The sequence below is a fragment of the Candidatus Kosakonia sp. 282A-S69 genome (genome assembly GCF_029433855.1).
In the GTDB taxonomy this organism is placed as follows: Bacteria; Pseudomonadota; Gammaproteobacteria; order Enterobacterales; family Enterobacteriaceae; genus Kosakonia; species Kosakonia cowanii_A.
Window position 1 is genome coordinate 945,054 of record NZ_JAROAU010000003.1, and the last position, 14,610, is coordinate 959,663.

A 14,610-nucleotide genomic window follows, 5' to 3' on the forward strand; every position below is an offset into this window, starting at 1 on the left:
AGCCTGAGATGAACGATGCGACGTTAACCGATGATCAATGCTGGCAGGCTGTGCTGGCGCGCGACGCGCAGGCCGATGGTCAGTTTGTTTTTGCCGTGCTGACCACGGCGATTTTTTGCCGCCCCTCCTGCACGGCGCGGCGCGCCCTGCGCCAGAATGTCCGCTTCTATAGGGATGTCCCCAGCGCGCTGGAAGCGGGCTTTCGTCCCTGCAAACGCTGCCAGCCGGATAAAACCCATCCGCAGCAGCAGCGGCTGGAGAAGATTGCCGCCGCGTGTCGTTTGCTGGAGCAGGATCTACCGGTGACGCTGGCAGAGCTTGCCGCAGCGGTTGCCATGAGCCCCTACCATTTCCACCGTCTGTTTAAAGCGGTGACCGGCGTGACGCCGAAAGCCTGGCAGCAAGCGTTTCGCGCCCGGCGTTTACGCGCAACGCTTGCGAAGCGCGGAACCATTACCGATGCGGTGCTGGCCGCAGGGTTCCCGGACAGCAGCAGCTACTATCGAAAGGCGGACGCCGCGCTTGGCATGACCGCCCGCGCCTTTCGCCGCGGCGGCTCAGGCTCCCCGGTCTGGTTTACGCTGACAGAGTGTACGCTGGGGCGCTGCCTGGTGGCGGAGAGTGAACGTGGCATCTGCGCCGTGTTGCTGGCGGGGAGTGATGAGGCGTTACTGGCGCAGCTCAATGACCTTTTCCCCCATGCCCGCCAGGTAGCGGACGACCCGGAATTTACCGCGCGCGTTGAGCAGGTCATTGCGCATGTCGAAAGGCCGGATTCGCCCTTTAATCTGCCGCTCGATTTACGCGGCACCGCGTTTCAGCTGCAGGTCTGGCAAGCCCTGCGCCAGATCCCGGCAGGGGAGAGGGTCAGTTACCAGGTACTGGCGCGCACTATCGGCAAGCCCGGCGCGGTGAGAGCCGTCGCCAGCGCCTGTGCGGCGAATAAGCTGGCGGTTATTGTTCCCTGCCACCGCGTGGTACGCCAGAGCGGGGCGCTCTCCGGCTACCGCTGGGGCGCCGAACGCAAAGCGCAGCTGCTGGCGCGCGAAGCTAATCAACAGGAGACCTGATGCTCGATCTGTTTGCCGATGAACAACCGTGGCAGGAGCCGCTGGCACCGGGTGCCGTGGTTTTACGCCGTTTTGCCCTTGCGCACAGCGAGGCGCTGATGCGCGGTATCGCCGATGTGGTCAGCGTTGCGCCACTGCGCCATATGGTCACCCCCGGGGGGTATACCATGTCCGTTGCCATGACTAACTGTGGGCAGCTTGGCTGGACGACGGACAAGCGCGGTTATCTCTATGATGCCGCCGATCCGCAGACGCAGCGCCCGTGGCCTGCGATGCCACAGGCGTTTATCACGCTCTGCAATGCGGCAAGTGCCGCTGCCGGCTACCCCGATTTCCGCCCGGATGCTTGCCTTATCAACCGCTATGCGCCGGGGGCGAAACTCTCGCTGCATCAGGATAAGGATGAGCCGGATCTGCGTGCGCCGATTGTCTCCGTTTCGCTCGGCCTGCCGGCGGTCTTCCAGTTCGGCGGGTTGAAACGCAGCGATCCGCTACAGCGTCTGCTGCTGGAGCATGGCGATGTGGTGGTGTGGGGCGGGGAATCGCGCCTCTTTTATCACGGCATTGCGCCGCTGAAGCCGGGATACCATCCGCTGACCGGCGAGTGTCGCTATAACCTCACTTTCCGCCAGGCAGGCAACAGCGAACAAAAATAAGAATTATTCTTGATGAAAACAGGCAGCCGTTTAAACTGCTGGCTGTTTTTATTGACCGGATACGCTTATGGAACTTCTCCTTCTTGTCTGGCGGCAGTATCGCTGGCCGTTTGTGGCGGTACTGGCGCTGACGCTTGCCAGCGCGGCAATGGGCATCGGGCTGATTGCTTTTATTAACCAGCGCCTGATTGAATCCGTTGATCTCTCCCTTGCCGTGCTGCCGGAGTTCCTCGGCCTGCTGCTGCTGTTGATGGCTGTCACCCTCGGCTCGCAGCTGGCGCTGACCACTCTTGGCCACCACTTTGTCTACCGCCTGCGCAGCGAGTTTATCAAGCGTCTCCTCGATACGCCGATTGAGCGCATCGAGCAGTTGGGCAGCGCCTCGCTGCTGGCCGGGCTGACCAGCGATGTGCGCAACATCACCATCGCTTTTGTGCGCCTGCCGGAGCTGGTGCAGGGGATTATCCTCACCGTCGGCTCCTGCCTCTATCTCGCCATGCTCTCCGGCAAGATGTTACTGATCACCGCGATTTGGATGGTGCTGACCATCTGGGGCGGTTTTTTGCTGGTGTCACGCGTTTACAAACATATGGCGACCCTGCGCGAGACGGAAGATAAACTCTATGCCGATTTCCAGACGGTGCTTGAAGGGCGCAAAGAGCTCACGCTCAACCGCGAGCGCGCCGAGCACGTGTTTGAAAAGATGTACCTGCCGGATGCGCGCGAATATCGCCACCATATTATCCGCGCCGATACCTTCCATCTGAGCGCGGTAAACTGGTCGAATATCATGATGCTGGGCGCAATTGGCCTGGTGTTCTGGATGGCGAACGGACTGGGCTGGGCGAATACCAATGTCGCGGCTACCTACTCCTTAACGCTGCTCTTTCTGCGCACGCCGCTGCTCTCCGCCGTCGGCGCGCTGCCGACGCTGCTCACCGCCCAGGTGGCGTTTCGCAAACTCAAGCAGTTTGCGCTGGCGCCTTACCGGCCAGGGTTCCCGCGCCCGCAGGCTTTCCCCGGCTGGCAAACCCTTGAGCTGCGCGATGTCACCTTTAAATACCAGGATAACGACTTTGCTATCGGGCCCATTAATATGACCCTCAAGCGCGGCGAACTGGTGTTTCTGATTGGCGGTAACGGCAGCGGAAAATCAACCCTGGCGATGCTGCTGACCGGCCTCTATCAGCCACTTTCCGGTGAGATCCTGCTGGATGGCAAACCGATGGCGCAGGATAAACCGGAAGATTACCGCAAGCTCTTCTCCGCGGTGTTTACCGATGTCTGGCTGTTTGACGAATTGCTTGGTCCACAAGGGCAGCAGGCCGATCCGGCGCTGGTGGCAAAGTGGCTTGAGCAGTTAAAAATGTCGCACAAGCTGGAGCTTGAAAACGGCAAAATCCTCAACCTGAAGCTCTCAAAAGGGCAGAAGAAGCGCGTTGCGTTGCTGCTGGCGCTGGCGGAAGAACGCGATATCCTGCTGCTGGATGAGTGGGCGGCGGATCAGGACCCGCACTTCCGGCGTGACTTCTACCAGGTGCTGTTGCCGCTGATGCAGCAGATGGGCAAAACCATCTTCGCCATCAGCCATGACGATCACTACTTTATTCACGCCGATCGCCTGCTGGAGATGCGCAGCGGCCACTTAAGCGAGCTGCTGGGTGAAGAGCGTCAGCTCGCCTCCCGTGACGCTGTTTCACGCACGGCGTAATCACCACGCTCCCTGCTGAACCGGGGAGCGATGCCGTTTTTTTATCCAAACAACCCCACCGTTGAGCCTTTTTTTCGCGCCTGGCGCTATGCTTAAGGCTATTCCGCCCGGATAAGAGGGCGCTTTCGATTCAGGATTGTCATGCCGGTTATTAAAAAGAACAGTGTCAAACTGCGCGAAGAAGAGCGCGCGCGTCTTATCTGGTTGCTCACTACCCATAAAGCCCTGACCGCCACGCTGTTGGGCGAAATCACGCTGGTGGAGCAGGTGAACAGTGAGGTGCTCGATCAGCATCTGCTTGAAGTTCGCGCGCTCGCCTCCCATCTGCCGCCGCCGGACCTGGCCGATACCCTCGAAGCGCTGCCAGTGATGGAACGCCATGCGCTGTGGCGGGTGATTGAAGATGACAAGCGCGGCAAGGTGCTGCTCGAAGCCTCGGAAAATGTCTGGGACGATCTGATTGATGAGATGAGTGACCGCGCATTGCTGGATGCGCTGGAGACCCTCAATATTGATGAGCAGATCTACCTGGTGCAGCATCTTCCGCGCAACCTGACCGGGCGCATGATGGCAACGCTGCCGCCGAAAGAGCGCGCGCGGGTGCGCCAGGTGATGCGTTACGGCAAAAACTGCGTCGGCGCGATCATGGAGTTTGAGGTGATCACCATCCGCGCGGAGGTTACGCTGGCAGCCGTTCAGCGCTACTTACGCCGCCTGGGAAAGATGCCGGAGAACACCGACAAGCTGTTTGTTGTCGATCGCGACAACCGCCTTACTGGTGAGCTGACGCTGCAAGCCCTGCTCATTAACGCCACCGATCGTGAAGTAGGCGAAGTGATGGAGAGCGATCCCATCACCTTCCTGCCGGAAGAGGAGGCGGAGCGTGTCGCGCGCACCTTTGAGCGTGACAACCTGCTTAGCGCAGCGGTGGTTGATGAGAACGGCACTCTGATGGGGCGCCTGACCGTCGATGAGATCCTCGACGTGGTCTATGAAGAGACCGATAACGATATGCGTCAGATGGGTGGCCTGAGTGCCGAAGAGGATGTGTTTGCGCCCGTCACCAAAGCGGTTAAGTCACGCTGGGCATGGCTGGCGCTTAACCTCTGTACCGCGTTTATTGCCTCACGTGTGATTGATGGTTTTGAACACACCATCTCGCAACTGGTGGCGCTGGCCTCGTTGATGCCGATTGTTGCCGGTATTGGCGGTAACACCGGCAATCAAACCATCACCATGATTGTGCGTGCCCTGGCGTTGCAAAACATTCAGCCGGGCAACTTCTCGTTTCTTATTCTGCGCGAAATGGGCGTCGCGTTAATCAACGGCGTGGTGTGGGGCGGCCTGATGGGCTGCATCACCTGGTGGCTGTATGGCGACCCGGCGCTGGGTGGCGTGATGATGCTGGCGATGGTGCTAAACCTGCTGATGGCGGCATTAATGGGGGTGCTGATCCCGATGCTCATGATCCGGCTGGGGCGCGACCCGGCGGTCGGCTCCAGCGTGATGATCACCGCCATTACCGACACCGGTGGCTTCTTTATTTTTCTGGGTCTGGCGACGCTTTTCTTGCTGTAAACAGCGACTTTTCCCGCCACTTCGCCGGTGTAATCGCCAGCGCTATCACCCCGGCAACCACGCCAATCGCCAGGTTGCCGGTGCTGACGGTCGCTATCACCGTTATCACCATCACCACGCTCTCGACGAAAGGCGCCTGCTTCAGGTTGTCTGGCTTGAGGCTTCCCCAGTTAAAGGTCTTGAAGGCGACAATCACCATAATCCCGGCCAGCACCACCATCGGGATTTTCGCCATCACTTCACTTAGCGCCGTCACCAGCAGCAGCAATACCAGCGCGGCGGCAACGGTTGAGAGGCGCGTGCGGCCTTTGCCCATCTCCACGTTAACGATGGTTTGTCCAATCATTGCGCAACCCGCGATGCCGCCATAGAAACCGGCAAGAATATTGGCGATGCCAAGCCCGGCACTTTCACGCCCCTTATTCGATGGCGTATGCGTTAAATCGTCGACCAGTTTGGCGGTCAGCAGCGACTCCATCAGCCCGACAAAGGCAATGCTCAGCGCGCAGGGCCAGATAATGCTCAGCGTATGCAAGTTAAACGGCACCAGCCAGGCGGTCAGCCCCGGCAGGCCGCCCTGCATCGGGCCTTCATCGCCCACGGTCGGTAACAGCTGGCCGCTAAAGATGGTATAGGCGGTGAGCACGACAATGGCGACCAGCGGCGCAGGCACACTTTTCAGCCAGCGCGGTAGCCACAGCACAATCAGCAGCGTCAGGGCGAAGAGCGCCAGAATAAGCGGATTTTTACTCCAGAAGTGGGGTACCTGGGCAAAGAAGATCAGAATACCGAGGGCGTTAACAAACCCGGTCATCACCGCATGAGGGATAAATCGCATCAGCCGTGCCATGCCGGTCACGCCGAAGATAATCTGGATCACACCCGCCAGTAATACCGCAGGCAAAATGTATTCCACCCCATTTTGATTAACCATCGGACCGATAACCAGTGCGACTGACCCGGCGGCTGCTGTCACCATCGCCGGACGACCGCCCAGAATGGACATCGCGAAGCAGAGCACAACCGAGGCGATCAGGCTCACTTTCGGGTCAACGCCGGCAATCACCGAGAAGGAGATCACTTCCGGGATCAGCGCCAGCGCAGTAATGACACCGGCTAAAATTTCACGTGTAAACAGCTTCGGCGAGCGCAGTACGGCGCTTACCTGAGAAGAGGAGGGGAGAGTTTTGTCGGTCATAACGTTCCGCGAGTGGAGAGTGCCATAAAAGTAGAGGCAAACGGCATCCATGCGTTTGGCAAAGCGCAGAATAATAGCAGATTCAGACGGTACGCGGGCAACAATTAGTGTTAAAACTAATGCATAAAAGCAACTTATTAGTAACATTTATATAATTATTATTTAATGTTTAAACATTATTTAAATCTCGACTTTTAAGTGCTACGTTAGACGAGCTAACGATTTAACCCTCTATAAATGCGAATAAAGCAGCACTAAAAGTAAGGCAATTTCATCATGAAAAGAATGACTGCCAGGCTGTTTTCGATGGCTGTCGGGCTTAATGCTGTCTCAAAAGCAGCAGATGCGTCCGCATCGAAAGAGCAGGAAACAGATGTGCTTTTAATCGGTGGTGGGATCATGAGTGCCACGTTGGGAACCTGGCTTTCGGATCTTGAACCGGACTGGTCAATTACGATGGTGGAGCGTCTCGACGCCCTGGCGCAAGAGAGTTCAAACGGCTGGAACAACGCCGGTACAGGGCATGCCGCCCTGATGGAACTCAACTACACCCCCCGCAGCGCGGACGGCTCTGTCAGCATCAAAAAAGCGATTGAGATCAACGAAGCGTTTCGCATCTCTCGCCAGTTCTGGGCGCACCAGGTGAAGAGCGGTGTGCTGCGCGACCCGCGCTCCTTTATCAATACTGTGCCGCATATGAGCCTCGTCTGGGGCGACGATAACGTCAACTTCCTGCGCGCGCGCTATAAAGCGCTGCAGCAGTGCTCCCTGTTTCGCGGCATGCGCTACTCCGAAGATCCTGAGCAGATCAAACAGTGGGCACCATTGGTGATGGAAGGGCGCGATGCCACGCAAAAAATTGCTGCCACGCGCACGGAGATTGGCACCGATGTTAACTTTGGTGAACTGACGCGCCAGATGATCGGCTCGCTGCAGAAGAAAGCAAACTTTGCCCTGCAACTCGCTACCGAAGTGCGCGGTTTGAAGCGCAATGCTGACCAGAGCTGGAGCGTGACCCTGCATAACCTGAACAGCGGTGCTGAGCAGGTAATCAAAGCAAAATTTATCTTTATCGGTGCCGGCGGGGCGGCGCTGAAGCTGTTACAGCAATCCGGTATTCCGGAAGCCGCCGATTATGCCGGTTTCCCGGTGGGTGGACAGTTCCTGGTGGCGGAAGATCCGGCGGTGGTGAATCACCATCTGGCGAAAGTGTATGGTCAGGCGACCGTTGGTGCGCCGCCGATGTCGGTGCCGCATATCGATACGCGCATTATTGATGGCAAACGGGTGCTGCTCTTCGGGCCATTCGCCACCTTCTCCACGCGTTTTTTGAAAAACGGATCGCTGTGGGATCTGCTGCGTTCAACCAATTCATCCAATATTTTGCCGATGCTGACGGTCGGGATGACCAACTTCAGCCTGGTGAAATACCTGGTGAACCAGGTGCTGCAGAATGAGGATGACCGTTTTGATGCCCTGCGTGAATACTATCCGCTGGCGCAAAAAGAGGACTGGCGTTTGTGGCAGGCAGGGCAGCGGGTGCAGATTATCAAGCGTGAAGCCGGTAAAGGCGGCGTGCTACGCCTGGGCACAGAAGTGGTCAGTGACAAAGAGGGGACCATTGCCGCACTACTTGGCGCATCACCGGGTGCGTCAACCGCAGCGCCGATCATGCTCGAACTGATGGAGAAGGTGTTTACTGAGCGTTTCGCTTCAGAAGCCTGGCAAACTAAGCTCCGGGAGATTATTCCCTCGTTCGGTACCGAGCTGAATGGCAATATCGAAGCCGCCGACGCCGAGCTGCGCTACACCAGTGAAATCCTGGGTCTGAAGTGTGACGAATCGATGGTTGCGGACATTACGCCGCCGGTGCAGAAGCCGGTGGCGCAGCCGCATCACGATGATGAGCAGGTTGCGGATATCGCGCTGTAACGCAGAAAATCCCGGCCAGATGGCCGGGATTTTTCATCTCTATTCCTGATCGTCCCCGTAATAGAGCTTGCCAATTTTAATCAGTGGTCGGCCCTGAGATTTACGGTGCAGATTGCTGTCACGCAAAGAGTAGACGCAGCCGCAGTACTCCTGCTGATAGAAGCGCTCCCGTTTGCTGATCTCAATCATCCTTGCCGAGCCGCCCTGCTTGCGCCAGTTGTAGTCCCAGTAGACCATTTCCGGATAGTGCGCCGCCGCGCGCTGGCCGCAGTCATTGATTTGCTGCATATTTTTCCAGCGAGAAATGCCCAGCGAACTGCTGATAGCTTTGAAGCCGTGCTCATGGGCATAGAGCGCCGTACGCTCAAAGCGCATATCAAAACACATTGTGCAGCGCACGCCGCGCTCAGGCTCCCACTCCATCCCTTTCGCCCGCTCGAACCAGTTGTCGGTGTCATAATCCGCGTCGACAAAGGGCACGCCGTGCTTCTCAGCAAAGCGGATATTCTCCTCTTTGCGCAGTTCATACTCTTTTTGCGGATGGATGTTCGGGTTATAGAAGAAGATGGTGTAGTCGATACCGGAAGCCTGGATCGCTTCCATCACTTCACCCGAGCAGGGTGCGCAGCAGGAGTGGAGCAGCAGTTTATCGGCCCCGTTGGGCAGCTGGAGTTGTGGACGGTTTAAGTCGGACATAGGTTTCACTCATCATAACAGGCATGAATTTGTCTCTATGTTAACATCCTGATTACGAATTGCTTACCCGTTTGCCGATCGAAAGACTTTTTCACGGGCAAAAAAAACAGCAAGTTAAAATAACTTGCTGTTTTTTCTCGTCTTGCCCGAGTGAAGCAGGCAACACGGCGGGGAATTTTGGTCGGCACGAGAGGATTTGAACCTCCGACCCCTGACACCCCATGACAGTGCGCTACCAGGCTGCGCTACGTGCCGACATGTGGCGCTAATACTACCCGTTTCTTGCCCGATTGCAAGAGCGGGACAGGCTGAGTGATTCATAAATAATCAATCAGTTAGCGATAAACCGTTTTTCATCGGTCAGCACCTGCAGCAGTAAACTGAGCTGCGGTTTCTGATCGTGGATCTTCTCACCCTGCGCATCCCAGGACTTGTAGTTACCATTCTGATCGAGCACCAGCGTCATCTGCGGCGTGGTAATCGCCAGCGTATTGTTGTTCGCGGCGGTCACCCAGTTATGGCGGCGCGTAGCGGTAAAGAGATCCTGCCCCTGCGAATACTCATTGGCCGGGGTGCTGACATGCAGCAGACGCTGCATCAGGGTGGTCATCACATCCTGATGATCCGTCAGTCGGGTAATACGCTGCGCAGGCGTACCAGGCCAGTGCACAACCAGCGGAACATGCAGGCGGCTGCGCGACCAGTCAAAGGTCGAGTCCTGCTGATCGGCCGGAATGCCGCGACCGGCGGTGATCACCACCACCGTGTTGTCCATTTTCCCGGACGCGCGCAGCGCATCCAGCACGCGGGCAATCTGCGCATCCACATCGGCGGCAGCCCGGCTGTACTTACGCGCAAAGCCTGGGGTGTCGGTCTCAAGCGCGGCGGTGCCGTTGAGGGAGACCCATGAGAACCAGCGGGTATCTTCCTGCGCGTCATGGGACAGCCAGTTGATCCACTGATCGGCGGTCTGCGCATCACTCTGGCTTTTCGCCGCCGGCAGCGAGAAATCAGAGAGCAGCGCCTGGCGATAGAGCGGGCTGCTGAAGCCATCGGAGGAGAAGAGGCCCAGCTGGTAGCCCTGCTGATTCAGGGCGGTGATCAGCGCAGCCGGAATGCGCGCCGACATCACGCCATCCATATAGCTCGGCGAAATGCCGTAGAAGAGGCCGAAGTAGCCGTTATCGGCACTATTCCCGGCGCTCATATGCTGGGTAAAGTTAACATTCTGCCCGGCAAAGCTCGCCAGCTGTGGCATCTGTTTTTCGTAACGGGCGTAGTTCAGGCCATCAACGGTAATCAGCAGCACATTCTGCCCGGAGCCCATATCGAGATAGCGCAGATCGCTTAACGGATACTGTACCGATACCGCTTCCGGGTTACCTTGCTCCACCAGCCGACGCTGGTAATCCTGCGCATCCAGCAGACCATGTTTTTCGAGGAAGCGGCGCGCAGTCATCGGATAAGAGAGCGGCAGATTGGCGCGCTGCATGGTGATCGGGCGATAGAAGTTGGCATCTGCCCAGATATACATCACATGGGTGGCAATAAAGGAGACGAAAAAGAGGGCGGCCACCGGTTTGGCAAAGTGGCGACGGCGCGTGAGGCTGCGCAGCTTCTGCCAGCTCCAGGTGGCAAACAGCATCTCAATCAACAAAATGATCGGCACGCTGATAAACATCAGCTGCCAGTCGCGGGCCATCTCGTTCTGATCGGGGTTAATGACCAGCTCCCAGACCACCGGATTAAGGTGCAGGTGAAAACGGGTAAAGACTTCGCTGTCGATAAGCAGCAGCGTCATGCCTGCGGTGGCGAGGATCGCCGAGAGCACGCGCATCAGCCGCTGCGACATCACAATAAAGGTCAGCGGGAAGAGGATCAGCAGATAGGTGGCGAACACCACGAAGCTGAAGTGGCCCACCAGGCTCAGCCAGGAGTAAACACGCCCGGAGAGCGTGGTCGGCCAGTCGGCAACAAACAGGTAACGGCTACCGAGCACGATGGACAACAAAATGTTGAACAGCGCGAACCAGTGCCCCCAGCTTACCATCTGGGAGACTTTTTCACGGTAGCGTTGACGATTAGTCACCATAAACTGTTGTGATTTCCCTTAGTGCGCTTTGTCGTCGCCAATGGACGATTGCAGTGCCCTGGCGAACGATGTCGCGATGGCCTGACGCTGCGCGGGGGCGACGCTGCTGTTAATCAGGTTGGTCACCATATTGCCCAGCACCATTAACGAGAGGTCGGCCGGTGCTTTGTGTTTTTCCAGTACGTTGGCCAGCTCACTGAGCAGCTGTTCAACGTGTTCATCACTGTAGCGGGAGATTTGTGGCATAAATCGAAATCAGTCTCTTCATGAAAGGGCAACATCTTACCGTAGCAAGAGCTTTTTTTCTGCTTTTTTATCAGCAGTTGCACCGCGGCGTTGGTGGTGGTTGAATACCGCCGGTCAAAAAGGAGAGTTTATCATGAGTCTGGACATCAACCAGATTGCCCTGCACCAGCTTATCAAGCGCGATGAGCAAACCCTTGAACTGGTGCTGCGCGATTCTTTGCTCGAACCCACCCCGCCCGTCGAAGAGATGGTGGCAGAACTGCACCGGGTCTATAGCGCAAAAAGTAAAGCCTATGGCCTGTTTAATGAAGAGAGCGAGCTGGCACAGGCGCTGCGTCTGCAACGTCAGGGCGAAGAGGCATTTCTGGCCTTCAGCCGCGCAGCGACCGGGCGCTTACGTGATGAACTGGCGAAATACCCCTTTGCCGACGGCGGTATTGTGCTGTTTTGCCACTACCGTTATCTGGCGGTGGAGTATCTGTTGGTTGCGGTGCTGAACAACTTAAGCAGCATGCGCGTCAATGAAAACCTCGATATCAGCTCGACCCACTATCTCGATATCAATCACGCCGATATCGTTGCGCGCGTCGACTTAACCGAGTGGGAGACCAACCCGGAGTCAACGCGTTACCTTACCTTCCTGAAAGGGCGGGTAGGACGCAAGGTTGCGGATTTCTTTATGGATTTCCTCGGCGCCAGCGAAGGGCTGAATGCAAAAGCGCAGAACCGTGGGCTGCTGCAGGCGGTCGACGATTTTACCGCCCAGGCAGAGCTTGATAAATCCGAGCGTCAAACCGTGCGTCAGCAGGTCTATACCTACTGTAACGAGCAGCTGCAGGCGGGCGAGGAGATTGAGCTGGCGTCGCTCTCAAAAGAGCTGGCGGGCGTAAGCGAAGTGAGCTTTGAAGAGTTTACCGCAGGCCAGGGCTACGAGCTGGAAGAGAGCTTCCCGGCGGATCGCAGCACGTTGCGGCAGCTAACCAAATATGCCGGCAGCGGAGGCGGGCTGACCATCAATTTTGATGCGCTGCTGCTTGGCGAGCGCATCTTCTGGGATCCGGCTACCGATACGCTGACCATTAAAGGCACGCCGCCGAACCTGCGCGATCAGCTGCAGCGTCGGCTGAGCGGCGGAAAATAGGCCATAAAAAAACCCCGCCGGAGCGGGGTTTTTTCTTCAACTTGTCAGCGATTACGCGCGAACGAAGTCGATGTGAGTCAGTTTAGGCTTGAACGCGTGACGCTGAACAGCCTGAATTTTGACTTTAACTTCTTTGCCATCGATAGCCAGGGTCAGAACTTCGCTGTAGAAGTCAGGCTTAGCCTGCATGTTCCACACTTTGTCGTGATCCAGTTCGATAGCGATCGGCGCTTCAGTTCCACCGTAGACGATAGCCGGGAACTTGTTCGCGGTGCGCAGGCGGCGGCTCGCACCCTTACCCTGCTCTTTACGTACTTCTGCGTTGATAGTAAACATTTAAATCTCTCTTAAATAAATCCTGTTACAGGCGACCCAGCAACAGGCAGATGATCGGCTTTGCGGATGCAAAAGCGGGCGGTATTCTATCCCCTAATGATTGATACATCAATCAAAAGTGCACTTAGCCGCGTAATTCATGCGCCCGGCGGAAACGACCTTCGTAATCAAACACTTTTTCCCGCACCTGCCAGTACTGGCCCTTGAGCCGCGCAACGACAAAATCGGGGTGGCGCAGCAGCGCCTGGCGGGCGACAATATCCGCCGCCACAATCCAGCGTAACGGCACGCCGGGCGTGCGCGTATGCGGGCGCATAAAGAGCTGCTCAAAGGCGGTGCGCTGCGCCGGGGTCTGTAAACGAAAGCGCTCGCTGACATCCGCGCCATCTTCATCGTAGTAGGTGATTTTCAGCCATTCACCTTTCTCATCCGCGCCGTGCTGGAGCGTCATACCGCTGCAGCGCAGCACCAACGCATCTTTCAGCTTCAGCGCTGCTTTCAGCATATCGTCCGGGTCGACAAGGATGGCATCGCAGCTGCGGCAGCGGCGGGCGGCGATATCATTCTCTGCGTTGCAGTGCGGGCAGTTTTTAAAGCGGAAGCGGTAATCGCACTGTTCGCGATGCCCGTCATCATCTTCAAACCAGCCCTGGCAGCGGCGGCCAAAGTGCTCAATCAGCGTGCCGTCAGCGGTGGTTTTGCCCCAGAAAGTGTTGGCAAAGCCGCAGCCCGGGCAGAAGACCTGCACCGGCACGTTATCGCTTTTACCTTTTGGTGCGCCAATCTCCGGGGCGTAGAGGTCGTGCGGGTTACCCGCGTAATCAAGGATCAGACAGTCGGTTTTCCCCGGCGCCAGGCGCAGGCCTCGACCCACAATTTGCTGATAGAGGCTGACGGATTCCGTCGGGCGCAAAATGGCAATCAGATCGACATGCGGTGCATCAAAGCCGGTGGTCAGCACCGCGACGTTGACCAGAAAACGGAACCGCTGCTGTTTAAAAGCTTCAATTAATTCATCGCGCTGCGGGCCGGGCGTTTCACCGGTGATCAGCGCCGCGTCGTCCGCAGGCAGCAGGCCGGTAATCTCGCGGGCGTGCTCCACCGTGGCGGCAAAAATCATCGCCCCTTTGCGCGTCTGCGCAAACTCAACAATCTGGCTGACAATGTGTGGCGTAATGCGCTTCTGCTTCTTCAGTTCGCGGTTCAGCTCTGCTTCACTGAACAGGCCGTTGCTCTGCGTCTGTAAGCGGCTGAAGTCGTACTGCACCACCGGCATATCCAGCCGTTCCGGCGGGGTCAGATAACCGTGCTTGATCATATAGCGCAGCGGCAGTTCATAAATACAGTCGCGGAACAGCGCCTTTTCATCCCCGCGCACCATGCCGTGATAATGAAAGCGATAAATCCAGCCTTTACCGAGGCGAAACGGGGTTGCCGTCAGGCCGAGCAGGCGAATGCGCGGGTTCACCTCCTTTAGATGGGAAAGAATTTGCTGATACTGGCTATCGTCGTCATCGCTGATGCGGTGGCACTCATCTACCACCAACAAGGAGAACTCCCCCTGGAACTGATCCAGGTTGCGCGCCACCGATTGCACGCTGCCGAACACCACTTTGCCGTGGCTCTGCTTGCGCTTCAGGCCGGCGGCGAAAATATCGGCTTCCAGTCCCAGGGCGATATATTTGGCATGGTTCTGCGCAACCAGCTCTTTCACATGGGCCAGCACCAGCACGCGGCCGCGCGCGAGGCGTGCCAGTTCGGCAATCACCAGGCTTTTGCCGGCACCGGTCGGCAGCACAATCACCGCAGGTTCAGCGTGTTGACGAAAATGGGCGAGGGTGGCATCCACCGCTTCACGTTGGTAGGGGCGTAGCGTAAAAGTCATTGTCTCAACGGCGTTACAGATTGACGGCAGACAGTATGCCACGAAACTTTGCTTTAAGCGGTTTATGAT

Annotated in this window: 12 protein-coding genes and 1 tRNA gene; 6 read left to right on the forward strand and 7 right to left on the reverse strand. The window is 57.3% G+C overall.

Going from position 1 to position 14,610, the window contains the following annotated elements; genetic code table 11:
• The first annotated feature begins 8 nt into the window (after nucleotides 1–8).
• The 4 genes from ada (at nucleotide 9) to mgtE (ending at nucleotide 5,015) form a co-directional block, all read left to right on the forward strand.
• A complete protein-coding gene (gene ada, locus PU683_RS10160) occupies nucleotides 9–1,070 on the forward strand; it encodes a bifunctional DNA-binding transcriptional regulator/O6-methylguanine-DNA methyltransferase Ada (RefSeq protein WP_277171355.1) in 1,062 nt (353 codons plus the stop codon).
• Nucleotides 1,070–1,726 carry a DNA oxidative demethylase AlkB gene (gene alkB, locus PU683_RS10165; RefSeq protein ID WP_277171356.1) on the forward strand — a complete coding sequence of 219 codons (657 nt, stop codon included), beginning with the start codon at nucleotides 1,070–1,072 and terminating at the stop codon, nucleotides 1,724–1,726. Before ada ends, alkB begins: the two co-directional genes overlap by 1 nt.
• A gap of 67 nt (nucleotides 1,727–1,793) precedes the next feature.
• Nucleotides 1,794–3,437, forward strand: a complete 1,644-nt coding sequence (locus PU683_RS10170; RefSeq protein ID WP_277171357.1) for a multidrug ABC transporter permease/ATP-binding protein — start codon at nucleotides 1,794–1,796, stop codon at nucleotides 3,435–3,437.
• A gap of 141 nt (nucleotides 3,438–3,578) precedes the next feature.
• Nucleotides 3,579–5,015: a magnesium transporter gene (gene mgtE / locus PU683_RS10175; protein WP_277171358.1), complete on the forward strand. Its 1,437-nt coding sequence runs from the start codon at nucleotides 3,579–3,581 to the stop codon at nucleotides 5,013–5,015.
• On the opposite strand, the gene PU683_RS10180 is transcribed toward mgtE, so the two are convergent.
• Complete coding sequence (locus tag PU683_RS10180; protein ID WP_277171359.1) at nucleotides 4,978–6,213, reverse strand: SulP family inorganic anion transporter; 1,236 nt, start codon at nucleotides 6,211–6,213, stop codon at nucleotides 4,978–4,980. The genes mgtE and PU683_RS10180 overlap by 38 nt on opposite strands.
• A 276-nt stretch (nucleotides 6,214–6,489) precedes the next feature.
• Between PU683_RS10180 and mqo the strand changes: the two genes are divergently transcribed.
• Nucleotides 6,490–8,145: a malate dehydrogenase (quinone) gene (gene mqo, locus PU683_RS10185; protein WP_034812965.1), complete on the forward strand. Its 1,656-nt coding sequence runs from the start codon at nucleotides 6,490–6,492 to the stop codon at nucleotides 8,143–8,145.
• Between the two features lie 39 nt (nucleotides 8,146–8,184).
• On the opposite strand, the gene PU683_RS10190 is transcribed toward mqo, so the two are convergent.
• The 4 genes from PU683_RS10190 to PU683_RS10205 all read right to left on the reverse strand — a co-directional run bounded on the left by PU683_RS10190 (nucleotide 8,185) and on the right by PU683_RS10205 (nucleotide 11,179).
• The gene (locus PU683_RS10190) at nucleotides 8,185–8,841 is read right to left on the reverse strand and encodes an epoxyqueuosine reductase QueH (protein WP_187799460.1); all 657 of its coding nucleotides are present in this window, start codon (nucleotides 8,839–8,841) and stop codon (nucleotides 8,185–8,187) included.
• A gap of 178 nt (nucleotides 8,842–9,019) precedes the next feature.
• Nucleotides 9,020–9,096: transfer RNA gene (locus PU683_RS10195), tRNA-Pro, on the reverse strand.
• A gap of 76 nt (nucleotides 9,097–9,172) precedes the next feature.
• A complete protein-coding gene (gene yejM / locus PU683_RS10200; RefSeq protein WP_277171360.1) occupies nucleotides 9,173–10,933 on the reverse strand; it encodes an LPS biosynthesis-modulating metalloenzyme YejM in 1,761 nt (586 codons plus the stop codon).
• Nucleotides 10,934–10,951: 18 nt separating this feature from the next.
• On the reverse strand, nucleotides 10,952–11,179 hold the full coding sequence (locus PU683_RS10205) for a YejL family protein (RefSeq protein WP_277171361.1): 228 nt from the start codon (nucleotides 11,177–11,179) through the stop codon (nucleotides 10,952–10,954).
• A 133-nt stretch (nucleotides 11,180–11,312) separates the two neighbouring features.
• On the opposite strand from PU683_RS10205, the gene yejK reads away from it, so the two are divergent.
• Nucleotides 11,313–12,320 (forward strand): nucleoid-associated protein YejK, encoded by a 1,008-nt coding sequence (yejK, locus tag PU683_RS10210; protein WP_277171362.1) that lies wholly within the window; start codon nucleotides 11,313–11,315, stop codon nucleotides 12,318–12,320.
• A 51-nt stretch (nucleotides 12,321–12,371) separates the two neighbouring features.
• Here the strand turns inward: yejK and rplY are convergent, their stop codons facing one another.
• Both rplY and radD read right to left on the reverse strand, forming a co-directional pair.
• Nucleotides 12,372–12,656, reverse strand: coding sequence for a 50S ribosomal protein L25 (gene rplY, locus PU683_RS10215; RefSeq protein ID WP_277171363.1), 285 nt, complete (start codon nucleotides 12,654–12,656; stop codon nucleotides 12,372–12,374).
• Between the two features lie 124 nt (nucleotides 12,657–12,780).
• The gene (radD, locus tag PU683_RS10220; RefSeq protein ID WP_277174261.1) at nucleotides 12,781–14,541 is read right to left on the reverse strand and encodes a DNA repair helicase RadD; all 1,761 of its coding nucleotides are present in this window, start codon (nucleotides 14,539–14,541) and stop codon (nucleotides 12,781–12,783) included.
• Between the last annotated feature and the right edge of the window lie 69 nt (nucleotides 14,542–14,610).